The organism is Campylobacter sp. VBCF_01 NA2 (assembly GCF_027797205.1).
In the GTDB taxonomy this organism is placed as follows: Bacteria; Campylobacterota; Campylobacteria; order Campylobacterales; family Campylobacteraceae; genus Campylobacter_B.
This window is the reverse complement of the sequence record NZ_CP115607.1, coordinates 1288925-1313135: the sequence shown is the minus strand read 5'-3', so window position 1 is coordinate 1313135 and position 24211 is coordinate 1288925. Positions and strand designations below refer to the sequence as shown.

Annotated in this window: 17 protein-coding genes, 1 tRNA gene and 3 rRNA genes; 16 read left to right on the top strand and 5 right to left on the bottom strand. The window is 42.0% G+C overall.

The genetic code is table 11. The features are described 5' to 3' along the window. Positions 1-37: 37 nt before the first annotated feature. The 7 genes from PF027_RS06660 to PF027_RS06630 all read left to right on the top strand — a co-directional run bounded on the left by PF027_RS06660 (position 38) and on the right by PF027_RS06630 (position 7072). Positions 38-2329 carry a helicase HerA domain-containing protein gene (locus PF027_RS06660; protein WP_270872675.1) on the top strand — a complete coding sequence of 764 codons (2292 nt, stop codon included), beginning with the start codon at positions 38-40 and terminating at the stop codon, positions 2327-2329. Between the two features lie 8 nt (positions 2330-2337). Beyond that, entirely contained in the window at positions 2338-2982 is a 645-nt protein-coding gene (plsY, locus tag PF027_RS06655) for a glycerol-3-phosphate 1-O-acyltransferase PlsY (protein WP_270868857.1), read from the top strand. Beyond that, positions 2979-3296 carry a dihydroneopterin aldolase gene (locus PF027_RS06650; RefSeq protein WP_270859723.1) on the top strand — a complete coding sequence of 106 codons (318 nt, stop codon included), beginning with the start codon at positions 2979-2981 and terminating at the stop codon, positions 3294-3296. The genes plsY and PF027_RS06650 overlap by 4 nt, the downstream gene beginning before the upstream one ends. A 76-nt stretch (positions 3297-3372) precedes the next feature. Further along, entirely contained in the window at positions 3373-4044 is a 672-nt protein-coding gene (gene hsrA, locus PF027_RS06645; protein ID WP_270859722.1) for a homeostatic response regulator transcription factor HsrA, read from the top strand. 38 nt (positions 4045-4082) lie between these two features. Next, positions 4083-5303 (top strand): sensor histidine kinase, encoded by a 1221-nt coding sequence (locus PF027_RS06640; RefSeq protein ID WP_270872674.1) that lies wholly within the window; start codon positions 4083-4085, stop codon positions 5301-5303. A gap of 81 nt (positions 5304-5384) precedes the next feature. Beyond that, positions 5385-5630, top strand: coding sequence for a YfhL family 4Fe-4S dicluster ferredoxin (locus tag PF027_RS06635; protein ID WP_270859720.1), 246 nt, complete (start codon positions 5385-5387; stop codon positions 5628-5630). Next, a complete protein-coding gene (locus PF027_RS06630) occupies positions 5630-7072 on the top strand; it encodes a Ppx/GppA phosphatase family protein (RefSeq protein WP_270872673.1) in 1443 nt (480 codons plus the stop codon). The genes PF027_RS06635 and PF027_RS06630 overlap by 1 nt, the downstream gene beginning before the upstream one ends. Positions 7073-7113: 41 nt before the next feature. On the opposite strand, the gene PF027_RS06625 is transcribed toward PF027_RS06630, so the two are convergent. From PF027_RS06625 to PF027_RS06615, 3 genes are read right to left on the bottom strand one after another with little or no spacing between them, the layout of a single operon-like run. After that, on the bottom strand, positions 7114-7410 hold the full coding sequence (locus PF027_RS06625; RefSeq protein WP_270872746.1) for a metal-sulfur cluster assembly factor: 297 nt from the start codon (positions 7408-7410) through the stop codon (positions 7114-7116). Next, the gene (locus tag PF027_RS06620; protein WP_270872672.1) at positions 7400-8584 is read right to left on the bottom strand and encodes a peptidase M50; all 1185 of its coding nucleotides are present in this window, start codon (positions 8582-8584) and stop codon (positions 7400-7402) included. Before PF027_RS06620 ends, PF027_RS06625 begins: the two co-directional genes overlap by 11 nt. 3 nt (positions 8585-8587) lie before the next feature. Beyond that, positions 8588-8932: a hypothetical protein gene (locus tag PF027_RS06615; protein WP_270872671.1), complete on the bottom strand. Its 345-nt coding sequence runs from the start codon at positions 8930-8932 to the stop codon at positions 8588-8590. 140 nt (positions 8933-9072) lie between these two features. On the opposite strand from PF027_RS06615, the gene polA reads away from it, so the two are divergent. Then, complete coding sequence (polA, locus tag PF027_RS06610; protein ID WP_270876303.1) at positions 9073-11703, top strand: DNA polymerase I; 2631 nt, start codon at positions 9073-9075, stop codon at positions 11701-11703. A 921-nt stretch (positions 11704-12624) separates the two neighbouring features. On the opposite strand, the gene PF027_RS06605 is transcribed toward polA, so the two are convergent. Both PF027_RS06605 and PF027_RS06600 read right to left on the bottom strand, forming a co-directional pair. After that, positions 12625-13548: a DMT family transporter gene (locus PF027_RS06605; protein ID WP_270876331.1), complete on the bottom strand. Its 924-nt coding sequence runs from the start codon at positions 13546-13548 to the stop codon at positions 12625-12627. 2 nt (positions 13549-13550) lie between these two features. Beyond that, positions 13551-14456 (bottom strand): DMT family transporter, encoded by a 906-nt coding sequence (locus tag PF027_RS06600; RefSeq protein ID WP_270877249.1) that lies wholly within the window; start codon positions 14454-14456, stop codon positions 13551-13553. Between the two features lie 97 nt (positions 14457-14553). Between PF027_RS06600 and der the strand changes: the two genes are divergently transcribed. The 8 genes from der (at position 14554) to PF027_RS08255 (ending at position 24096) form a co-directional block, all read left to right on the top strand. Continuing rightward, positions 14554-15957, top strand: coding sequence for a ribosome biogenesis GTPase Der (gene der / locus PF027_RS06595; RefSeq protein ID WP_270872668.1), 1404 nt, complete (start codon positions 14554-14556; stop codon positions 15955-15957). 2 nt (positions 15958-15959) lie between these two features. Then, positions 15960-16487, top strand: a complete 528-nt coding sequence (locus PF027_RS06590; RefSeq protein WP_270872667.1) for a shikimate kinase — start codon at positions 15960-15962, stop codon at positions 16485-16487. Beyond that, positions 16484-17479: a tryptophan--tRNA ligase gene (trpS, locus tag PF027_RS06585; protein ID WP_270872666.1), complete on the top strand. Its 996-nt coding sequence runs from the start codon at positions 16484-16486 to the stop codon at positions 17477-17479. The genes PF027_RS06590 and trpS overlap by 4 nt, the downstream gene beginning before the upstream one ends. 347 nt (positions 17480-17826) lie before the next feature. After that, a 16S ribosomal RNA gene (locus PF027_RS06580) occupies positions 17827-19337 on the top strand. Positions 19338-19578: 241 nt separating this feature from the next. Continuing rightward, positions 19579-19654, top strand: a tRNA-Ala gene (locus tag PF027_RS06575). Positions 19655-20086: 432 nt separating this feature from the next. Further along, positions 20087-22991, top strand: a 23S ribosomal RNA gene (locus PF027_RS06570). A 269-nt stretch (positions 22992-23260) separates the two neighbouring features. Continuing rightward, positions 23261-23379: ribosomal RNA gene (gene rrf / locus PF027_RS06565) — 5S ribosomal RNA — on the top strand. Together the 16S, 23S and 5S rRNA genes with 1 tRNA gene alongside form the textbook arrangement of a ribosomal RNA operon. 273 nt (positions 23380-23652) lie before the next feature. After that, positions 23653-24096 (top strand): ComEA family DNA-binding protein, encoded by a 444-nt coding sequence (locus PF027_RS08255; RefSeq protein ID WP_442867892.1) that lies wholly within the window; start codon positions 23653-23655, stop codon positions 24094-24096. Positions 24097-24211 lie beyond the last annotated feature (115 nt).

Genomic DNA, 24211 nt, shown 5'->3' with positions numbered 1-24211 from the left:
AATGATATAATGCGCCAAATTTTACGAAGGAAAATTTATGAAGACTTTGCAAGAAAATTTGAAGCTTTTTTATTTGGGGCTCGAAAATTCTGAGCCGTATTTGTATAAAAACAAAGATCTCACAACCCACGCACTAATCATTGGTATGACTGGTAGTGGTAAAACCGGTCTTGGAATCACGCTTTTAGAAGAGGCCGCGATTGATAATATCCCATCTATCATCATCGATCCCAAGGGCGATTTGACAAATTTAGCTCTTACATTTCCAAATATGAGCGCGCAGGATTTTCTGCCTTATATCGACGAAACAGAGGCTGCGAATAAAGGCCTTAGCGTGGAGCAAATGGCAAGTGAAACTGCGCAAATGTGGCGAAATGGCATAGAAAATTCTTACCAAAATTTAGACAGAGTCGAGCTACTTAAAAACAGCGCCGAGTTTAAAATTTATACGCCAAAATCAAGCGCTGGGCTAGGAGTTAGCCTGCTTAGCGACTTTGAAGCACCGAAAAATTTAAACGATGAGGATATGAATAATTATATCTGCGGTATCGCTTCTAGCGTGCTTAGCCTAGCTGGCATTACTAGCGATAATCTAAGCTCGCCGGAATTTTTGCTGATTTCTCAAATTTTTAGTTCAAATTTCAGCGAGGGCAGGGGCGTGAGCGTGGTCGATCTCATCAACCAAATCATCACTCCGCCGTTTGATAAAATCGGCGTTTTTGATGTGAATAACTTCTTCCCTAGCGATAAACGCATGGCGCTAGCTATGAAAATCAACGCCCTAATCGCAAGCCCAAGTTTCAAGCTTTGGTGCGAGGGCGAGAGGCTAGATATCGCAAAAATGCTATTTGATGAGAGTGGCAAGGCTAGGGCGAATATCTTTTGTATCGCGCATTTAAATGACGATGAGAGAATGTTTTTCGTAACCTTGCTTTTAAACGAAATGGTTAATTGGATGCGCCAAACGCAAGGCACCAGCGCGCTTAGAGCGATTTTGTATATGGACGAGATTTATGGATTTTTCCCGCCAAATGGCAATCCGCCGTCAAAAACCCCTATGCTAACCCTGCTAAAACAAGCGCGCGCTTTTGGGCTAGGCTGCGTTCTTAGCACGCAAAACCCTGTGGATTTGGATTACAAAGGTCTTAGCAATATCGGCACTTGGTTTATCGGCCGCCTCCAAACCGCCCAAGATAAAGAGCGAGTAATCGGCGGACTTAGCGGAATTGGCTCAAATCCTGTGGATAAATCTGCGCTAATGGAGCAAATCTCAAACCTTAAAAAGCGAAATTTCTTAGTCAAAAATATCAACGAGGATAGCCTAAAAACGATAGAAACTCGCTTTGCACTTAGTTATTTAAAAGGCCCTTTAAGCAACGAGCAAATTTCAAATTTAATGAGCGAAAAAAAGGGCGCACCAGGCGCGAGTGGCACTGGAAACAAAGTAAAAAGCGCAAGCAGTGCCAAACCAATCGTATCAAATGAAATTTCGCAAATTTACAGCTACGGCGCCTCTCGTGAGCTAAGCCCGTATCTATACGCCACAGCTAAGGTGCGCTATGCTGACAAAGAGGGCGAATACACGAGGGATTACGCGTATTTGCTTGATATCTCAGATGCTAGCGAAATTAACTGGGACGAGGCGAGCGACCGCGCTATCGATAATATACGAAGCGATGAGTTAGAGGATTCGTCGTATTGCGCTTTGCCAAGCTTTATTGCTAGTGCGAAAAATTTCGCCACTTTTATTCGCAATTTCAAAGACTGGGTTTATCGTAATCAAAGGTTAGAATTATACAGCGCGCTTGATATGCACAGCACGCCAGATGAGAGCAAAGAGGAATTTTATCAAAGACTGCAAGATAAGGCAAATGAAATTTTAGAGCAAAAAACAGATGAAATTCTAGCTAAATTTGAAAAAGAAAAATCTACGCTTCAAACCCGCATAAACCGCGCCGAAGAGAAGCTAGAAAAAGAAAAAAGCGATGTTACTAGCCAAGGAATTAATGCAGCCCTTAGCATAGGAAGCGCGATACTAGGCTCGCTTTTTGGCAGATCGCGCGCTAGTGCGACTACGATTAGCAAAACCGTAAGTGGCGTGCGAAACGCTCACCGCGTGCTAACCCAGCGCAACGAAGCCAAAAATGCAGAAGCTAGCGTAGATGAGCTATACTCGCAAATGCAGGCTCTGCAAGAGAGATTTGATGAGCAAATCGCGCAGTTAAAAGAGAGCTTGGATCTCAAAAATATCGAGCTTGGCGTAGTGTCGCTGGCTCCGAAAAAGACAGATATTTATGATGAAAAAATTTCGATTTTGTGGAAGAGTTAGGGTAAAAAATGATATTAGATGTGGTTTTAGGACTTTTTAAAGCGCCAAATTTTTGGTGCTATTTAATAGCGTATTTACTAGGAGCTGTGCCGTTTGGCTTGCTCATTGGCAAATACTTTGGCAAGGTTGATATTAAATCTGCTGGAAGTGGCTCGATAGGGGCTACAAATGTCTTGCGAGTGCTTAAAGAAACAGACCCCAAAAAGGCTAAAATTTTAGCGATTTTAACCGTGGTTTGCGACGCTTTAAAGGGCGTGGTGCCGATTTTGGTGGCGAGGGCTATGGGTTTTGATGAAAATGTGCTTTGGGGCATGGCTGTGTTTGCAGTGGTGGGGCATTGTTTTTCGCCATACCTTGGATTTAGCGGTGGCAAGGGCGTAGCCACGGGGGCTGGCGTGTTAGCATGCTTCGTGCCAATCGAGCTAATCATCGCGCTTGTTGTTTGGTTTATTGTGGGCAAAGTGCTTAAAATTTCGTCCGTAGCCTCGCTATCAGCGGCGCTCGCGCTAATTGTGGCTAGCTACATACTCCACGCAGATATGCCAGCAATCCACACTCACGCGCCGATTTTTATCATAGTTTTTATCGTCTTTTACAAACATATTCCAAATATCGCAAGACTGCTTCGTGGCGAGGAAAAACGGGTAATATGATTCGGGTTTTGATTGAGGATTTGAAATTCGACGCGATTGTTGGAATTTTGGATTTCGAAAGAGAAAAAAAACAAGAAATTTTAGTAAGCGCAAAATTTGGCGCAGATGAATTTATAGACTACGCCAAGGCGTGCGAATTTATAAAATTTAGCTTTGAGAGGGAGAAATTTTTGCTCGTCGAAGACGCGCTAAATTTCTTCGCCAAGAGCTTTAAAACCCAGTATAAAAGCCTGAATTACTTCTATATGAAAATTTACAAAACCCAAATTTTAGCTGACGCAAAAGTCGGCGCGCAAATCGAAATAAATTTTTAAAATTTCTTTAAAAAAACTTGAATTTTGGCTTAAAATATGCTACAATCACGCCAAATTTTATTACGAAGGAAAATCAATGAGAATTTTAATTGTCGAAGATGAAGTTACTCTAAACAAAACTATCGCCGAGGGTTTGGCGGAGTTTGGTTACCAAACAGACAGCTCAGAAAGCTTTAAAGACGCTGAATATTACATAGGCATACGAAATTACGATTTAGTTTTAACCGACTGGATGTTACCAGATGGCAGCGGCGTCGATCTAATCAACATTATAAAACAAAAATTCGCTCGCACAGCAGTCGTCGTGCTATCTGCAAAAGACGATAAAGAAAGCGAGATAAAAGCCCTAAAAGCTGGCGCAGATGATTATATCAAGAAACCATTTGATTTCGATGTTTTGGTGGCTAGACTTGAAGCTAGACTTAGATTTGGTGGCTCAAACATTATCAAAATCGACGATCTTATCATCGACCCAGATGAGGAGAAAATCACATATCTTGGTCAAGAAATCGAGCTAAAAGGCAAACCTTTCGAGGTGCTAACTCACCTAGCTCGCCACTCAGACCAAATCGTAAGCAAAGAACAACTACTCGACGCTATTTGGGAAGAGCCAGAGCTAGTAACCCCAAATGTAATCGAGGTCGCAATCAACCAAATCCGCCAAAAAATGGATAAACCACTAAATATTTCTACAATCGAGACAGTTCGTCGTCGCGGATATAGATTTTGCTTTCCACAAAAAGCCTAAGAACCCGTTTCATAATCCAATTAGCATCTGCTTCGGCGATGCTAATTTTGATTTTTTCCGTAATGCTTTATAACTACATAAGGATTACGATTTTTGAAAATTCAGTCCATGGGCTTTTAGTAAGGGCTGAAAATATCACAAAACTGCCAAAAATCCCAGTCGAAAAAATCCCAGAGTATCTGCCAGATCCCAAAGGCGAGTTTATCACGAGTTTCGTTTATGGCGAGAAAATCACCAAGCCTAAATTTTACGAGAGCCAAGAGGGTGAAAATAATTTTTTGACACTTCAATACCCATATAGCAACGAGGAAATTTTGCAGATCAAAACCGATGTCACGGTCTATGCAAATATCGCAAATCAGATACTTGTGGATATTATTATCCTAAATTTGACAATGATATTTTTGATAATTTTTTACGCTATGTTTCTATCACGCACGCTTTTGATGCCAATTAAAGTAATCTCGCAAAAGCTAGCCAGTCTCGATGAGAAATTCCTAGCCCCGCTTGATATGGAGAGGTGCGAGAGCGAATTTCGCCCGATTTTGACAAACATAAACCGCCTAATCGATCGAATTCAGACTTTCATAATGTATCAAAAAGAGCTATTTATCGGTATCGCGCACGAGCTAAAAACCCCGCTAGCAGTGATGAAAACCAAAAACGAAGTAACGCTCATAAAGCCAAGAGAGGCAGAAAAATACATCGAGGCGCTCCAAAACAACAACAAATCAATCGACGATATGAACAAAATGATAATCTCGATTTTAGAGATTGGTCGCCAAGAGGGCGCGCAGTTTGAGAGCCCAGAGCAGCTTGATATCGTGCAGTATCTGGGCGAGCTGTGCGTGAATTTTAAAATTTTGGCTAGAAACGAAAAAAAAGATGTCGTAAGCAAAATTTCGCCAAAATCCCTAGAAGTGAGTATCCAAAAAAACCTTTTTATGCACATTATCCAAAATTTCGTCCAAAATGCGATTAAATTTTCCCCAGAGGGCGAAGTAATCGAGGTTTTCAGTGAAATTTCGGGCGATTATTTTATCGTGCGTGTGGAAAATTTAGGCGAGAGTATCGACGAGAGCCAGGACTTTTTCGCGCCGTTTAAACGCAAGGGTGGCAAGCCTGGCGCTGGGCTTGGGCTGTTTTTGGCTAAAAACGCCGCGCAGGCTATGGGCGCATCTGTGAGCCTTAAAAATTCGCCCGCCAAAGACAAAATTGTAGCGACCCTTACAATTCCGCTAAAAAATCTCAAAAAATAGCGCAAATTTGGTATTTTTTAAAATAAAATTAAAAGTTTTTAGTGTATAAATGCACTAATTTTTTTTGTAAAGGTTAAATTTATGTCTTTGATGATTACAGACGAGTGTATTAGTTGCGATGCGTGTCGCGAAGAGTGCCCAAATGAGGCGATTTTCGAGGACGAGCCGACATATATGATTGATTCAGATAGGTGCTGCGAGTGCGTGGATCAATACTCAGAACCAGCCTGCATCGTAGTCTGCCCTGTCGAGTGTATAACTTACGATCCTGATAATATCGAAACCGAGGGTGAGCTCAAATACAAACACGCTCACATGGATTATTAATGCCAAAACGCGTTGGAGTGATTGATTTAGGCTCAAATTCTGCCAGATTAGTGATTTTTGAGCGAACGAGCAGATTTGGGTTTTTTATCCTTGCAGAGCACAAAATCAAAGTCCGCCTAGGCGAGGGCGCGTATGAAAATGGCGGAGTTTTGCAACCAGCGGCTATGCAAAAATGCCTTGACGCGTTTGTGGAATTTAAAGAATTGCTCCAAAAATACGGCGCCAAAAGGGTGCTTTGCGTAGGCACTTCTGCACTGCGCGACGCTCCAAATGGGGGCGAGTTTATCAAGCTAGTTTTTAAAAAAACCAAAATCGCAATCCGCAAAATAGACGGCGAGAGTGAGGCGTATTTTGGAGGATACGCCGCACACAATCTCCTTAGCGATTTCAAAGAGGGCGTGAGCGTGGATATCGGCGGAGGCTCGACTGAGCTTGCGCGCATTAAAAATGGCAAAATCGAGGCTAAAATTTCGCTAAATTTAGGCACCGTTCGCCTAAAAGAGCTATTTTTCGACAAAGGCGATATGGGCGGGCTATATGGCTATGTAAATGAGGCAATCAGCGCAGTTGGCGACGAATTTGCCAGCTCAAATTTAATCGCTATGGGCGGTTCGGCAAGAGCGCTAAGCAATGCCATAATGGCGATTGAGAATTATCCGATTAAAATCGTGCATAATTACTGCTATGATTACGAAAAATACGCGCCGTTTTTTAGCAAATTAATCGGCGCAAAAACCCTAGAACTAGCCAAATTTCCGATAAAAAAAGAGCGTTACGACACGATTAGAGAGGGTGCGATAATTTTTAGCGAGATTGCTAAAAAAATCGGCGCAAAAAGCGTGATTACAAGCGGTGTGGGCGTGCGAGAGGGTGTGTTTTTGGGCTCGATTTTGCATGGGGCAAATTTGCCAAAGAATTTCAACCCAAGCCTAAAAAGTCTGCAAGATAGATTTGCTAGCGAAAGCTCGCACGCAGACAAGTTCGCCAAAGCCCTTTTTAGCGTGTTTTTCTCCCTTCACAAGCTAGAAGACAGATACATTAGCCCGCTTTGCTACGCTGCCAAACTTTGCGAGATTGGCGCAAGGCTTGGCTTTTATGCCAAACACGAAAGCGCAGCTTCCATGGTGCTAAATGGGCTAAACTACCGCACGAGCCACGAGCAAAAAGCCCTAATCGCGGCGATTATTGCAATGCACGGCAAGCCAAATTTAAGCCCAAATTTTGCAAATTTAAGCGAAATTTTACCAAATGAGCGAACATTAGCGTGGCTTAGCTTTTTGTGCGAATTCGCTAGGATTTTAAATGAAAACGCACTTAAAAATTTGGAGTTTAAATTCGAAAATTTAACCCTGCAAATCACTGGCGCAAAAAACAAATTAATGCTCAAAGACAGCCTGCGCAAACTCCCAAAACCAGCTGTTTTTGCGATAAATTTTATATAAATTTAACACCAAATTTAACAAATTTGAAGGTTATAAAACCTTCAAATTTTGCCAAGTGCTTTTTTGACATGATCTTGCGCCATTTCGATATTCCACGCTGGCTCCCAAACAAGTTCGATTTGGACATTTTTTACGCCATCTACGCTACTTGCGCCATTTCTTACCCACTCTATCATCATTTCGTGTAATGGGCATGAGCGAGTCGATAGAGTCATTGTGATTGTGGCGTTTTTATTTTCATCGACGCTAACGCCATAAATTAGCCCAAGACTTACTACATCAAAGCCCACCTCAGGGTCGATTACAGCGCGAAGTGCAGTGTAGATTTTATCCTTTATCTCTTCCATTTTCTACTCCAAATTTAGTGTATTTAAAGACATTTATTATGTTTATTACTACAAAAATTATACTTAGTGCTTGAAAAATAAGCGCAAACGCTGTGATTTCAAATACGACAAAAACAAGTGCGATTATGTTTGCAAATATCGCAAAATAGGCCAAATTTTTGATAATCATATCTTCAAGTAGTGGAATTTTACCTTTGCCCACATAAGGCGATACATAATGATACCAGATCAAAAACGGCGCAATTTTATACAAATGAGCACAGATAAATGCGTATAAAAATCCGTAACACAGGCAAAAAATCGCACTTTGGGTTTTATCAAAATTCCATAAGCAAAATCCCAAAACAAGCGCTATTAGCGACAAAAATATATTTGCACTCCAATAATCAATTTTACGCCTTACTCGCTTTGATAAAATGTAGATAATTTGCACCCCAAAAATCGCAAATGCCAAAGCACAAAGATAAATTCCAAAATCAAATTTTACAAAAAACACGCAAATTAGGTAGAGCAAAATTGAAATTTTAGCTGGTAAAAAACTCAAATCATGTGCTAAGCTAAACATCGGCAAAAGCACGCACCCAGCGCCAATGATGACGAAAAACACAAATCCACACATAAAGTATATATGATAAGCCAAAACTCTACTAAAATCAGCCTCGCTCGCCCCAGTTACCACAAGAACGAGCAAAAATCCGAGCATTATGCCTACAATAAGATAAATCGCCGAGATTAGCAGGGCAAGGCTTGGCGTTTTCCACGATTTGGACTTGATAAAGCTAAGCGCATAGCTTGTGCCAAAAAACAGCAAAGATAGCATCGCTATACCGCCACCTGCGTGCAAAAGTGGCAGTTTTTCTAAAACCATGCCAAGAGACAAAATCGCAACCGAGCTAGCAAATACAAAAAGATTTGCAAAGGCAAATTTAGTGCTGAAAAATTTATTTTCTATGATGACAGAGGTTAGCTGATAAAGTGCGCCAATAATGATACTAAGGGCAAAACCTAGTAAAAATATATGAAAAAACGAAGCAGTTTTTAGGCTGGTTAGTCCATAAAAATCGGCGTTATAAAAGCCAAAAATGCTAAGGGCTAAAAACACCAGCCCGCAAATAAAATATCCACCAACTATGCGAAATGGTGGCGAAAATGTGGTAAAGTTCATATTCTATCCGTGGCAAGATACATTAATGTCCAAATCCCCGCTACTTGCGCCGTCTTTTAAGCTAAATACGAGTTTGACGCCACCATTTGGCAAATCTTGCCTTTCATAATCAAATTTAGCTTCGATTTTTGGGATTAAGCCTACTGGAAATTTGTGATTTACCATAACTACTTTTGTATTTTTGTCTTTTACTAAATTTAGCGCTACAAGCCCATTTATCATAGGTCCTGGCGGAACGCAAGAGCGCGAATCAAAGCCAATAAATTCGCAATTATCTTTGTTTGTGCGATAAAATTTCACACTTGCGCCTTCTGGGTTGAATTCTTCCCAACCTTTGAAAAAATCCATGAAATATCCTTTCTTTGAAAATGATAGATTATATCGATATTTTGAAATTTAGTGATTGAGATAAATCAAGTTTTATTTTAAATTTGCAAAATTTAGCCAAATTTCACTACACTACGCAAAATCAAAATTTAAGGAAATATATGAAAACTATCACGATTATCGACACTTTTGGCTTTTTTTTCCGCCTGTATTATGCGATGAGTAGCTTAAAGACCAAAAGTGGCAAGCCAAGTGGTATGGTGAGTGGATTTGCGAATTTCATCGCAAATTTGGAGCGAGAGTTTAAAAGCGATTATATAATTTTCGCCCTTGATAGCAAGGGTAAGACCTTTCGCTCAGACATTGACCCAAATTACAAAACAAACCGCCAAACCCCACCGGACGCTCTTTTGGCACAGCTTCCGGTTTGCATAGAAATGATAGAGAAAATGGGCTTTTGCACAGCGCAAAAAGAGGGCTATGAGGCTGATGATTTAATAGCAAGTGTCGTTAAAACCTATCGCAATACGCACAAAATCAATATCGTAACCAGCGACAAAGACCTTTATCAGCTAATCGGTGGTGAGACGCGTATTTATAGCCATGCTAAAAAAATGCTCTATGGACGCGATGAGTGCTATGAAAAATACGGCGTCTATCCCGAGCAAATCATTGATTTTTTGGCTATTTGTGGCGACAGCGCAGATAATATCCCGGGCGTAAAAGGCATAGGCGAAAAGGGGGCGAAAAAACTGCTTGATGAGTGGGGGAGTTTGGAGAGGATTTACGAAAATATCGAGCTTTTGCCACCAAACAAACAGCGCGAGTATCTCATCGCCTCCAAAAATGAAGCTTTTATGAGCCAAAAGCTTGCCACGCTTTGCGATGAGGTCGAAATTTCGCCATTGCAAAATGCCGTATTTCCCGAGCAAAATCCGCTTCATAAAATCAAAGAAATTTTGCGTGAATACGAGCTACACAAGCTTCTTTCCGCGCTCGAAAACGAGGGCGATAAAAGCGAAGAGAGCCTAGCTTTTAAACCAGTGTGTGTGAGGGACGAAAGCGAGCTAGCGCGCCTTTGCGAGGGCATTAGCGAGGATACTATCGTGGCATTTGATACCGAAACCACTGGCCTAGATAGCAAAAACGCCAAAATCGTGGGCTTTTCGTTTTGTTTCAACGAGCAAAGGGCGTATTATGTGCCACTTACGCATAATTACTTAGGCGTGGGCGAGCAAATTTCGCTAAATTCGGCGAAAATGGCGATTGAGCGGATTTTTTCTGGTTTTGTTGTAGGGCAAAATTTAAAATACGATTTCAATATCATAGAGCAAAATTTCGGCATAAAACCGCCACGCAAATTCGCTGATACGATGATTTTAGCGTGGCTCATAAATCCTAGCGAGAGCGTGGGTATGGATAGCTTGGCTAAGCGGTATTTTGATTATGATACGATTAAATTTGAAAATATTGTTGCCAAGGGCGAGACTTTTGCGAGTTTGGAGTTTGATGAGGCCACGAAATACGCAGCCGAAGATGCGTGGATAACGCTGAAATTTTATTTTAAATTTCAAAATTTACTCTCGCCAGAGTTGCTAAATTTGGCAAAAACGCTAGAATTCCCATTTGTGCGTGTTTTGCGCGATATGGAAAATACAGGAATTAAAATTTCAAAGCCAAATTTAAGCGAGCTGATTTCTCGCAACGAAAGCGCGCTTAGGGTGCTGACAAACGAAATTTACGAGCTTAGTGGCGAGAGTTTTAACATAAACTCCACAAAACAGCTTGGCGTGGTGCTTTTCGAGCATTTGGGTTTGCCGTGTCAAAAAAAGACCAAAACAGGTTACAGCACCGATGAGAGCGTGCTTGCTGGGCTTAAAGAAGCTCACCCAGTAATCGAAAAAATCCTAGCTTATCGCGAGCTTTACAAGCTTCAAAGCACCTATTGTGAGCCACTTTACGCCCTTGCGAGGAAAAACGAAAATAGCAGAATTTATTCAAATTTCATGCAAACAGGCACCAGCACTGGCAGGTTATCCTCCAAAAATCCAAATTTGCAAAATATCCCCGCGCGTGGGGCTTTGGCGAAGGATATGCGAAATTGCTTCATCGCGCAGGAGGGGTATAGCCTACTTTCGCTGGATTATTCGCAAATCGAGCTTAGACTTTTGGCGCATTTTAGCAAGGACCCTGCGCTTCTTAGCGCTTTTGCGGCGGGCGAGGACATACACTCGCGCACTGCAATCAGCATTTTTGGCGATAGCGAACCCGCACACAGGGCGATTGCAAAAAGCATAAATTTTGGCTTGATTTATGGTATGGGCGCAAGCAAACTAGCGCAAAATTTGCAAATTCCGCGAAATGAAGCAAAGGGCTATATCGAGCGATATTTCGCCTCGTTTGCGACGATTAAGGAGTTTTTGGAGGGGCTAAAAAACAGCGCCAAAAACGACGGATTTATCACCACGCTTTTTGGGCGCAGGCGGTATTTTGATTTCGCTAACGCTTCGCCAATGCTTCTAGCCACTTATGAGCGAGAGGCGGTAAATACGAAGTTTCAAGGCTCGGCAGCGGACATTATCAAAAAGGCTATGGTTAAGATTTCGCCACATTTAAGCGCGGAGGCAAGGCTAGTTTTGCAAATCCACGATGAGCTGATTTTCGAGGTAAAAAGCGAGTATGCGCAGGAATTTGGCGCGAAAATTAGGGAAATCATGCAAAATGTTGTGAATTTAAATGTCCCGCTCGTCACAAGCCTAGATATCGCTACTAGCTGGGGCGAGTTAAAGTAAATTTTTAAATTTTGCAAAATTTCGCTTGCGCAACCTTAAAAACACTGCGCCGAAATTTTGCCACTAAGTGTCATTGCGAGCAAACTTTGCTTGTGTGGCAATATTGAAATTTTGAGCTATGAGCCAAAATTTACGCAATCCATTATAATTGTAAAGAAATGCGAAGCATTTCAGTAAAAATAAAGCTAGCTAAATTTGGAAAAACTTCGTTTTTCCAAATTTAGCCACTTCTAAGGTTTTACAGGGGTGGGGGTTGGTAAGGGGGAGGGTAGCGTCTCCTAAAAAGCGCGCCCTCCCCCTTACGGAGAATTTCAAAATTTCGCCTAAAATTTACAAAATCGTTCAATGCAAAATTTAAGTAGAATTTAACTTTAAATTTTACTAGATTGCTTCGAATTTGCTTCGCAAATTCTCGCAATGACAGCAAATTTACACGCTGTAAATTTTAAACTAGCAGATTGACTTCGCCTACGGCTCGTCCAAACATGTCGTGCTTCGCACGCCACCGCTACGCTTGTTTTGCTTCGTCGCTGTTAAAACAGCTCCTTGCAATGACAAATCAAATGGTGCGTTTGCCATTGTTATTGCGAGCGAGTGAAACGAGCGTGGCAATCTACAAAGCAAAATCAAAATCAGGGCAAATAGCAGAATTTCAAATTTTCCAGAATTTCAAATTTTTGATAATTGCAATCCGCTAGGATTTTTAAAGTCTAATCTTTTTATGTGGGGGCGGCGCTCAGAGTTGCGAGGGCCGCCCGCCCCCACACCCCCACCAGGCCGACGCTTATAAAGTGGCGTGCTACGCGCGCGTTTATTTACTGAATTTTGCTTACGCAAAATTCTTTGCAATTGCACTTATGGGTAAAATTTCGGTGCAGTATCCAAGCTTGCGGACAGCGGAATTGTAAAATTCGGCTAAATTTAGCGTTCTCTTGCGATTAAAACTCCGCTTATGATGACGACCAAAATCCCCAAAAACGCCATTAAATTCGGCAAACTATCGCCTAGCATGACGCCTAAAATCAGCGTAAAGATAATGTCCGTGTAGCTAATCGCAGCCGCAACGCCAGCCTTTTTGGAGGCTGCGTAAGAGCGCGTCATATATTTTTGGAAATAAATTCCGCTAATTCCTAGCAGTGCGACCAAAACCCAGCCAAAGAGATTTGGCATGTTAAAATAGGCGAATTTGCTTAAATTCGCGCTCGAAATCACGCCTAAAATTTCAATCTCGCGCCCCCTTAGCGCAAATTCAGCGCACATTAGCGCAGAGCTTACAAGCGCGGCGCCAAAGACGAAAACTAGGATTATGATATCCGTGGCGTAGTATTTGCGAAGCTCCCTGACGCTGGTGTAAGCTAGACCCGCGCACATACCGCCAAAAACGCCGATGATATCGGTCGGTGCAATGCTAATGTGAGGCTGGATAACGAGCAAAATCCCGCCAAAACCTAGCATTATGGCGCACCAGCCTTTAAAGCTAAGCTTTTCGCCTAGGAAAATCGATGAAAAAAGTGCGGTGAAAATCGGGGCTGTTTTTTGGAAGGTAAAAGCCGTGCCAAGCTCGATGTGAGCGATATTATAAAAGGTCGCTATAATCCCGCAGCTGCCGATAAATGCGCGGAAAAAAAGTAGCCAAGGCTTCCCGCCCACGCCGAAATTTTTTAGCCTTTTTAGCGAGATTAGCACGATAGCTAGCCCTACGGCGTTTCTGAAAAATACGATTTCTACGCTACTCATTTGCTCTGCCATGACCTTGGCTAGCGCCCCATTTAGCGCGAAATAAAAGCTAGCGATTAGCATATAATACACGCCTAAATTTTTAAGCCAAAATTTAGAATAACCCAAAATTATCTCCTATTTGCTATTAAAATTCCAGCCGCAATTATTAGCGCGATTCCGCAAAGTGCGGTGAAATTTGGGAGCGTATCTCCCAAAGCTAGCCCAAAAATCATCGAAAAAATAATATCCGTGTAGCTTAGTGTGGCGACGATCCCAGCCTTTCTGGTAGCGGCGTAGGCTTTGGTGAGATAGGATTGATAATATAGCCCGCAAACGCCCAAAATCGCGCCAATTCCCCAGCCTTTAATATCTGGCATGACAAATTTGCTAATCATAAAATTTAGCGCAGGAATTTCGATAAATTCGGCAATCGCCATGAAAAGTATCGGCATTAGCGTGCCTGCAAGCAGGGCTGAGAGTATGATTACATTTGCGCTGTAATACTTGCGCAGCTCCCTTACAGCCGTGAGCGCAATCGCAGCAAACAGACCACTTAAAATCCCAAAAATATGTCCAGCATGAATCCCAAAGTGAGGCTGTATCACCAAAACAATACCCACAAAGCCCAAAAATACGGCAAACCAGCCAAATTTGGATAATTTTTCTTTTAGCGCAAAATATGCAATCACAGCGATAAAAATCGGCGCTGTTTTTTGGAAGGTAAAGGCCTCGCCTAGGCTTAGTTGCGTAAGGTTGTAAAAAAATACGATTAAGCCCAAAATCCCGATAACTCCGCGCGTAGCAAGCATCCACGGATGTCCGCCGCGGCTTGGTTGTGCTTGAATTTTGCGATTTTTACGCATGATATATAAAATGATAAAAAGGGCTAATAAATTTCGAAACAGCACGACCTCGATGGCTGGGATTTGCATGGCCAAAATTTTAGCAAATGTCCCTGCAATGGAGTTGTAAAAGCACGCAAGCAACATATAATAAATGCTTAAATGGTGCAATAAAAAGCTGTTGTATTTCAAAATTTGACCCCTCAAAAAGCCTATAATTATAGCTGTTTTTAAATTTTGATTTACTTAATAAAATTTGGCTATAATGAGAAAAATCAAAGGAAGTATTATGAAAACAGTGATGATAATAGGGCGCCCAAATGTGGGGAAATCGAGCCTTTTTAACCGCTTCGCAAACGCAAGAATTGCCATTACTAGCGAGGTTTCAGGCACCACGAGGGATACAAACAAAATCGCCGTGCAAATTTATGATAGAAATGCGATGATAGTCGATTCTGGCGGGCTTGATGATACGAGCGAGCTTTTTGCGCGCGTGCAGGCAAAAACCCTAGCCGAGGCGCAAAATGCGGATATTATTCTTTTTATGGTCGATGGCAAACTGCTCCCGGACGAGCAGGATCGCAAAATTTTCTTTTCTTTGCAAAAGCTAGGCAAGCCGATAGTTTTGCTCGTAAATAAAGTAGATAGCAAAAAAGATGAAGAAAGAAGCTGGGAATTTAACGAATTTGGCGCGCAGATGTTTGCACTATCTGTCAGCCATAATGCCGGTATTGACGAGCTTAGGGATTGGATTTATACTCACTTAGATCCTGCGCCTGTGCGAGGGGACGAGAGCGAGGATTTCGATGATTTTTTAGAAAATTTTGACGATAATGGCGAAATCAAAGAGAGCGATGAGAGCGAGTATTACGAGAATAAAACCATAAATGTAGGCATCATCGGGCGTGTAAATGTGGGTAAATCTAGCCTTTTAAACGCCCTTGTGAAAAACGAACGCTCGGTGGTAAGCAGTGTGGCTGGCACGACGATAGACCCTGTCAATGAAAGCTATGAATTTGAGGGCAGAAGGTTTGAGTTTGTGGATACTGCCGGTATCAGAAAGCGCGGTAAAATCGAGGGAATAGAGAGGTTTGCGCTAAATAGAACGGAGAAAATTTTAGAAAATTCAGATATTGCGCTTTTGGTTTTGGACTCTTCTGAGCCATTTAGCGAGCTAGATGAGCGAATTGCTGGGCTCGCGGCTAAATTTGAGCTAGGCGTGATAATCGTGCTAAATAAATGGGACAAAAGCGAGGCCGAATTTGACGCTATGGTGCGCGATTTGCGCGATAAATTTAAATTTCTAGCTTACGCGCCGGTTATTAGCGTAAGCGCGCTTGGTGGCAAACGCATACACAAGCTCTACCCGCTGATTTTGCAGGTTTATAAAAATTACACGCAAAAGATAAAAACCGCCCATTTAAATGCGCTAATCGAGGAAGCGACCAAAGCTCACCCGCTTCCGCACGATAAGGGCAAGAGCGTGAAAATCTACTATGCGGCGCAGTTTGGCTTCGCTCCGCCTAAAATCGCGCTTGTGATGAATCGTCCGAGAGCTCTTCATTTTAGCTATAAACGCTATTTGGCGAACAAACTTAGAGAAAAATTTGATTTAAGTGGGACGCCTTTGGTTATAATCCCTAAAAATCGCGGAAACGACGATGAGGGCGAGGAAAATTTGAAAAAAGGGTAAAAATGAGCGCAAAAAATATAATCCTAATCGGCTTTATGGGCGTTGGCAAGGGGACTTTCGCGCGAGCTTTGGCTGGGGCTAGCGGGCGCTTTGCGATAGATTGCGACGATATGATCGAAAGCTATGCAAACAAAAAAATTTGCAAAATTTTCGAGGAGCAGGGCGAGGTGGAATTTCGCAAAATAGAGAAAAAACTCGCTAAATTTTTGGAAAAAAATGTAAGTGGCGCGATAATCTCGACTGGCGGCGGGTTTTATGCTGTTAAAAATTTAAACAAAATTGGCACCGTAATCTACCTAAAATCGAGCTTCGATGCGATAATTAAGCGCATAAATTCTAGCCAAAATGCTAGCAAAAAAATCGCAAAACGACCGCTTTTGGCTGATTTGAAAAAGGCGCGCGCCCTGCATGAGCAAAGGGATAAAAAATACAGCGCCAAGGCCGATTATATCGTAAATGTAGAGAAAAATTCGCAAAAAGAAGTTATTGAAAAATTACTAAAAATTATCAAAAAAGAGGTTAAAAAATGAGTGAAAAATCTAAAATTTCAAATCCGCGCACGCTAACTGGGCTTCAACCCTCAGGCAGGCTACATTTGGGGAATTATTTCGCCAGCATTAAGCAAATGGTAGATGCGCAAAATGCGGGCGAGGAGCTGTTTTTGTTCATCGCAAACTACCACGCGCTCACCTCTGTTAGCGAGGGTGCGAAGCTCAAAGAGAGCACTTATGAGGCGGCTGCGGCGTTTTTGTCTTTGGGAATCGATCCAGAAAAATCGACATTTTGGGTGCAAAGCGATGTGAAAGAGGTTTTGGAACTTTACTGGATACTTAGCGGATACACGCCAATGGGGCTATTAGAGCGCGCTCACGCTTACAAAGACAAGGTCGCAAAGGGCTTTGAGAGCAAGCATGATTTGTTTTCATACCCTGTGCTAATGGCGGCTGATATTTTGCTATACGACGCCACGAGCGTGCCTGTGGGCAAAGATCAAATTCAGCATGTCGAAATCGCGCGCGATATCGCCTTGAAATTTAACAACGCGCATGGCGAAATTTTAACCCTGCCAAGCGCTAGAATCAGCGAAAATGTCGCAATAGTCCCTGGCACGGACGGCGCAAAAATGAGCAAAAGCTACGGAAATACGATTGATATTTTTTCTTTGCCAAAGGAACAAAAAAAGCAAATTGGCTCGATTGTTACGACATCTGAGCCGCTCGAAGCGCCAAAACAGTGGCAAAACTGCAATGTCTACAATATAGCAAAACTCTTTTTAGACGAAGCAGGACAAAAAGCCTTGCAAGCTCGATATGAGCGCGGTGGCGAGGGGCACGGACACTTTAAAATGTATCTTGGCGAGCTTGTGAGTGAGTATTTCGGACAGGCGCGCGAAAAATACGCTGAGTTGCTAGCTGATAAGAAAAAACTAGATGAAATTTTGGCTTATGGTGCGCAAAAAGCGCAAAAAATCGCAAGTGAAAAAATGCGCCTAATACGCGAAAGTGTGGGGATTTATAGATAAATTTTAGTTAAATTTCGCCAAGCAAAATTTGGCGAAATTTATAAATTTTGAAAAATTTTAAAATTTCCCCTAACCTTTAATCTCTTTTTAAGCAACCCTTGAATATAATCCACTTTCCGTTTTTGAAATCTAACTTCTGTTATTTTCCAATGCGTGTTATTTTATTTATTATTGTCAAAAACTATCTTTTAGTCAATCTTTGAAATCTAAACAAGTGATCGATTGAGCCAAAGACAATTTTTATAAATTGTCAAATTTAAAAGTTACAAACAATTAAGTTTTTAGATTAAAAACTTCATAAATTGAATTTAAAAGATAAAAAGTTTCTTTTTATCTTTGATACATTTTTTATGGAGAGTTTGATCCTGGCTCAGAGTGAACGCTGGCGGCGTGCCTAATACATGCAAGTCGAACGGACAAGTAAGAGCTTGCTCTTATGAGTTAGTGGCGCACGGGTGAGTAATGTATAGTTAATCTGCCCCTTAGTGGAGGACAACAGTTAGAAATGACTGCTAATACTCCATACTCCTTCTTAACATAAGTTAAGTCGGGAAAGTTTTTCGCTAAGGGATGAGACTATATTGTATCAGCTAGTTGGTAAGGTAATGGCTTACCAAGGCTATGACGCATAACTGGTCTGAGAGGATGATCAGTCACACTGGAACTGAGACACGGTCCAGACTCCTACGGGAGGCAGCAGTAGGGAATATTGCTCAATGGGGGAAACCCTGAAGCAGCAACGCCGCGTGGAGGATGACACTTTTCGGAGCGTAAACTCCTTTTGTTAGGGAAGAACACTGACGGTACCTAACGAATAAGCACCGGCTAACTCCGTGCCAGCAGCCGCGGTAATACGGAGGGTGCAAGCGTTACTCGGAATCACTGGGCGTAAAGGACGCGTAGGCGGATTATCAAGTCTCTTGTGAAATCTAACGGCTTAACCGTTAAACTGCTTGGGAAACTGGTAATCTAGAGTAAGGGAGAGGTAGATGGAATTCTTGGTGTAGGGGTAAAATCCGTAGAGATCAAGAAGAATACCCATTGCGAAGGCGATCTACTGGAACTTAACTGACGCTAATGCGTGAAAGCGTGGGGAGCAAACAGGATTAGATACCCTGGTAGTCCACGCCCTAAACGATGTATACTGGTTGTTGCTATGCTAGTCATGGCAGTAATCCACCTAACGGATTAAGTATACCGCCTGGGGAGTACGGTCGCAAGATTAAAACTCAAAGGAATAGACGGGGACCCGCACAAGCGGTGGAGCATGTGGTTTAATTCGAAGATACGCGAAGAACCTTACCTAGGCTTGATATCCAACAAATCTCTTAGAGATAAGAGAGTGCTAGCTTGCTAGAATGTTGAGACAGGTGCTGCACGGCTGTCGTCAGCTCGTGTCGTGAGATGTTGGGTTAAGTCCCGCAACGAGCGCAACCCACGTATTTAGTTGCTAACGGTTCGGCCGAGCACTCTAAATAGACTGCCTTCGTAAGGAGGAGGAAGGTGTGGACGACGTCAAGTCATCATGGCCCTTATGCCTAGGGCGACACACGTGCTACAATGGCATATACAATGAGACGCAATATCGCGAGATGGAGCAAATCTATAAAATATGTCCCAGTTCGGATTGTTCTCTGCAACTCGAGAGCATGAAGCCGGAATCGCTAGTAATCGTAGATCAGCCATGCTACGGTGAATACGTTCCCGGGTCTTGTACTCACCGCCCGTCACACCATGGGAGTTGATTTCACTCGAAGCCGGAATGCTAAACTAGCTACCGTCCACAGTGGAATCAGCGACTGGGGTGAAGTCGTAACAAGGTAACCGTAGGAGAACCTGCGGTTGGATCACCTCCTTTCTAGAGTACAAATGAATATTCTCTCACAAGATATTCATCATAAACTCAATCGTCCTTGTTTAGGTTTGAGGGATTGATTTAGAAGTAGTAGGTTTAAATTTTAGTTTAAATTAAAATTTATAACGAAGTTATTTTTCTTTTAGACAAGGAAGATAGCAAATAAACAAGGAAGTTACCTTATGGTAATGACGCAGTTTGTGAAGCTATCTGACGCAGTATAAAAGAAAAAGAACGAGTTAGAGGGGAATTAGCTCAGCTGGGAGAGCGCCTGCTTTGCACGCAGGAGGTCAGCGGTTCGATCCCGCTATTCTCCACCATTTAATCTCAAATTTAAAATCAAAAGATAGTTTTAAAGACTTAAATAGGAAGTTGCAAATTTTAACTTTCTATTTAAGTCTTTTACGACTTAAAGTTCTTTAACTTACCATTGTTAAAAGTCACAATCAAGTTTTAATAAAAACGATTTTACAGGATCTTGTTAAAGCTTTAATTGTATTTGATGAAAGCCAAGCTTTTAAATTTATCTGTTATCCAAATTTAAAAGTTAAGATTAATAACAGGGTTATAAAGCTTAACTTACTTTATAATTTTAATCTCTTTCCGTCTTAATCAAATAAATTAAATATTGTAAAAGCAATTTATTAAATTTACGAATTTATAAATTAAATCTTTTATCTTTAACAAGGAAGTAATGCAAATTAGAATATTAACATAGTCTAATACTTCATTTTATTATGAAGTAAAATAAAAGGTAAGCTACTAAGAGCAAACGGTGGATGCCTTGGCTAGTAGAGGCGATGAAGGACGTGCCAGGCTGCGATAAGTCTCGGGGAGCCGTCAAGGGGCTTTGATCCGGGAATTTCCGAATGGGGCAACCCAGTTAATAGTAATATTAACTACCTACGGGGGCGAACGAAGGGAACTGAAACATCTAAGTACCTTCAGGAAAAGAAATCAAAAGAGATTACGCTAGTAGCGGCGAGCGAACGCGTAAGAGGGCAAACCACTAGCTTGCTAGTGGGGTTGTAGGACTGCAATAAAGACTAAAAGCAGATAGCAGAATAAACTGGAAAGTTTAATCATAGAGGGTGATAATCCCGTATGCGAAATCTCCTTTTTACTTAGCAGTATCCTGAGTAGGGCGGGACACGTGAAATCCTGTCTGAAGCTGGGTAGACCACTATCCAACCCTAAATACTACTACTAGACCGATAGTGCACAAGTACCGTGAGGGAAAGGTGAAAAGAACTGAGGTGATCAGAGTGAAATAGAACCTGAAACCGTTTGCTTACAATCATTCAGAGCCCTATGATTTATCAGGGTGATGGACTGCCTTTTGCATAATGAGCCTGCGAGTTGTGGTATCTGGCGAGGTTAAGGAAACCCGGAGCCGTAGCGAAAGCGAGTCTTAATAGGGCGATTAGTCAGATGCTGCAGACCCGAAACGATGTGATCTATCCATGGGCAGGTTGAAGCCGGTGTAAGAACCGGTGGAGGACCCAACCGACGGCTGTTGAAAAAGCTCCGGATGACCTGTGGATAGGGGTGAAAGGCCAATCAAACATCGTGATAGCTGGTTCTCTCCGAAATATATTGAGGTATAGCGTTGTGTCGTAATTATAAGGGGTAGAGCACTGAATGGGCTAGGGCATACACCAATGTACCAAACCCTATCAAACTCCGAATACTTATAATGTAATCACAGCAGTCAGGCGGCGAGTGATAAAATCCGTCGTCGAGAGGGGAACAACCCAGACTACCGACTAAGGTCCCTAAATCTTATTTAAGTGGAAAACGATGTGGAGTTACTGAAACAACCAGGAGGTTGGCTTAGAAGCAGCCATCCTTTAAAGATAGCGTAATAGCTCACTGGTCTAGTGATTCTGCGCGGAAAATATAACGGGGCTAAAATAAGTACCGAAGTCGTAGATTTGCACCTAGTGCAAGTGGTAGGAGAGCGTTCTATTCAGCGTCGAAGCCATACCGGCAAGGAGTGGTGGAGCGGATAGAAGTGAGCATGCAGGCATGAGTAGCGATAAAATATGTGAGAATCATATTCGCCGTAAACCCAAGGTTTCCTACGCGATGCTCGTCATCGTAGGGTTAGTCGGGTCCTAAGCAAAGTCCGAAAGGGGTATGCGATGGAAAATCGGTTAATATTCCGATACCAATATTAGTGTGCGATGGAAGGACGCTTAAAGTTAGGGGAGCCAGCTGATGGAAGTGCTGGTCTAAGTGTGTAGGTTGAGTTATAGGCAAATCCGTAACTCTTTATCCGAGACATTAAAGGCTCTTGACGCTCTTCGGAGTAGATTGAGAATCCTTGATACTATCGAGCCAAGAAAAGTTTCTAAGTTTAGCTAATATTGCCCGTACCGTAAACCGACACAGGTGGGTGGGATGAGTATTCTAAGGCGCGTGGAAGAACTCTCTTTAAGGAACTCTGCAAAATAGCACCGTATCTTCGGTATAAGGTGTGCCTAACTTTGTTAAGGATTTACTCTGTAAGCAAAGAAGGTTACAACAAAGAGTCCCTCCCGACTGTTTACCATAAACACAGCACTCTGCTAACTCGTAAGAGGATGTATAGGGTGTGACGCCTGCCCGGTGCTCGAAGGTTAATTGATGATGTCAGCTTTTGCGAAGCATCTGATCGAAGCCCGAGTAAACGGCGGCCGTAACTATAACGGTCCTAAGGTAGCGAAATTCCTTGTCGGTTAAATACCGACCTGCATGAATGGCGTAACGAGATGGGAGCTGTCTCAAAGAGGGATCCAGTGAAATTGTAGTGGAGGTGAAAATTCCTCCTACCCGCGGCAAGACGGAAAGACCCCGTGGACCTTTACTATAGCTTGACACTGCTGCTTGGATAAAGATGCGCAGGATAGGTGGGAGGCTTTGATCCATATACTCCGGTGTATGGTGAGCCATTGTTGAGATACCACTCTTCTTTATTTGGGTAGCTAACTAGCCTAAGTTATCCTTAGGTAGGACAATGTCTGGTGGGTAGTTTGACTGGGGCGGTCGCCTCCCAAAATGTAACGGAGGCTTACAAAGGTTGGCTCAAAGCGGTTGGAAATCGCTTGTAGAGTATAAAGGCATAAGCCAGCTTAACTGCGAGACACACAAGTCAAGCAGAGACGAAAGTCGGTCTTAGTGATCCGGTGGTTCTGTGTGGAAGGGCCATCGCTCAAAGGATAAAAGGTACCCCGGGGATAACAGGCTGATCTCCCCCAAGAGCTCACATCGACGGGGAGGTTTGGCACCTCGATGTCGGCTCATCGCATCCTGGGGCTGGAGCAGGTCCCAAGGGTATGGCTGTTCGCCATTTAAAGCGGTACGCGAGCTGGGTTCAGAACGTCGTGAGACAGTTCGGTCCCTATCTGCCGTGGGCGTAAGAAGATTGAGGAGAGTTGACTCTAGTACGAGAGGACCGAGTCGAACTGGCCACTGGTGTATGGGTTGTTCTGCCAAGAGCATCGCCCAGTAGCTAAGCCGGGATGTGATAAGAGCTGAAAGCATCTAAGCTCGAAGCCAACTCCAAGATGAATCTTCTTTTAAGAGCTCAGAAAGACTATCTGTTTGATAGGCCGGATGTGTAAGTGATGAAAGTCATTTAGCTGACCGGTACTAATAGCTCGTTTGCTTATCTTTTTAAGCATTACTTCCTTGTTAAAGGTATTAGAAATCCTTTAACAATAATGGTAAAAGATTTTATTAGGCTTGATGACTTTTGCAGTGTTAATTAAGAAATTAAAAACTTCGTAAATTTGCATAACTTAAAATTACGAAGTATTTTTGAGATATTTTTGGAGTTGCGTAGATTTGAGCGACTGAGACGAACTGAGCGTTCGTTGCAAGGAAGCGAAAATCAAGCTCTACAAAAATAGCCAAAAAGACAAAGTAATTTTTTAATTAACACTGTCCGTGACTATACAGATGAGGAAACGCCTTGCTCCATACCGAACCAAGAAGCTAAGCTCATCATGGCTGATGATACTCTCCGTTACTCGGATGTCGGGAAAGTAGGTCGTTGCGGACTTTGTTTTATTCTTTATGCTTTTTTAAATCAATTAAATTTTTATGTCAATCAAATTTTAAATCAATTACAATGAAAATTTTAAAATTTCGCTTGTAGTTTTTAAATTTTAAAATTCCAAATTCTATAAATTCTATCTTTAAATTTAAAATTTCACTTTGCAAATTTAACTTTATCGCTAAATTTTAAATTATTCTTATCGAAATTTAAAAAAATTATTAAATTTTAAGTGGCTTAAATTTAGAATTATTTCTCAAATCAATTAAAGGAGAAAAAATGAAAATCTTTAAAATCCTATCATCAACTGCGCTCTTTGCAAGTTTAGCCCTAGCTTCGATCAACCTAAACACCGCCACAAAAGACGAGTTAATGGCACTTCCTGGAATTGGTGAAGCCAAGGCCGAGGCTATCATCGAATACAGAAAAAACAACAAATTTAACTCAATTGACGAGATTAAAAACATCAAAGGTATCGGCGAGAAGCGCTTCGAGGCTATCAAGGACGACCTAACTCTTACTGGCAAGACGGACACTAGCGATTTAAAATCAACCGTGAAAAAAGAAAAAGAAAAAGCCACAAAAAAAGCCGATAAAAAGGTCAAAAAAGAGATTGTAAATCTAAAAGATAAGGCTAAAAACACAGATACAGCTAAAAAAGCCAAAAAAGCAAAAGATACAGCTGATGAAGTCAAAAAAATCAAAAAAGCTGTGAGCGAGTAGGAAATTTAGAATTTATAAATTCTGCAAAATTCTCAAATTTCCAAATTTAGGCTATGGGTTAAATTTTAAATTTAGCCCGTAGCTTGAAATTCACGCCTAATATCGCTTTTACCCC

Excerpts from the sequence above, each read along its gene's own strand:
- PF027_RS06660 (WP_270872675.1), top strand. The coding sequence starts at position 38 with ATGAAGACTTTGCAAGAAAATTTGAAGCTTTTTTATTTGGGGCTCGAA.
- plsY (WP_270868857.1), top strand. The coding sequence starts at position 2,338 with ATGATATTAGATGTGGTTTTAGGACTTTTTAAAGCGCCAAATTTTTGG.
- PF027_RS06650 (WP_270859723.1), top strand. The coding sequence starts at position 2,979 with ATGATTCGGGTTTTGATTGAGGATTTGAAATTCGACGCGATTGTTGGA.
- hsrA (WP_270859722.1), top strand. The coding sequence starts at position 3,373 with ATGAGAATTTTAATTGTCGAAGATGAAGTTACTCTAAACAAAACTATC.
- PF027_RS06640 (WP_270872674.1), top strand. The coding sequence starts at position 4,083 with ATGCTAATTTTGATTTTTTCCGTAATGCTTTATAACTACATAAGGATT.
- PF027_RS06635 (WP_270859720.1), top strand. The coding sequence starts at position 5,385 with ATGTCTTTGATGATTACAGACGAGTGTATTAGTTGCGATGCGTGTCGC.
- PF027_RS06630 (WP_270872673.1), top strand. The coding sequence starts at position 5,630 with ATGCCAAAACGCGTTGGAGTGATTGATTTAGGCTCAAATTCTGCCAGA.
- PF027_RS06620 (WP_270872672.1), bottom strand. The coding sequence starts at position 8,584 with ATGAACTTTACCACATTTTCGCCACCATTTCGCATAGTTGGTGGATAT.
- PF027_RS06615 (WP_270872671.1), bottom strand. The coding sequence starts at position 8,932 with ATGGATTTTTTCAAAGGTTGGGAAGAATTCAACCCAGAAGGCGCAAGT.
- polA (WP_270876303.1), top strand. The coding sequence starts at position 9,073 with ATGAAAACTATCACGATTATCGACACTTTTGGCTTTTTTTTCCGCCTG.
- der (WP_270872668.1), top strand. The coding sequence starts at position 14,554 with ATGAAAACAGTGATGATAATAGGGCGCCCAAATGTGGGGAAATCGAGC.
- PF027_RS06590 (WP_270872667.1), top strand. The coding sequence starts at position 15,960 with ATGAGCGCAAAAAATATAATCCTAATCGGCTTTATGGGCGTTGGCAAG.
- trpS (WP_270872666.1), top strand. The coding sequence starts at position 16,484 with ATGAGTGAAAAATCTAAAATTTCAAATCCGCGCACGCTAACTGGGCTT.
- PF027_RS08255 (WP_442867892.1), top strand. The coding sequence starts at position 23,653 with ATGAAAATCTTTAAAATCCTATCATCAACTGCGCTCTTTGCAAGTTTA.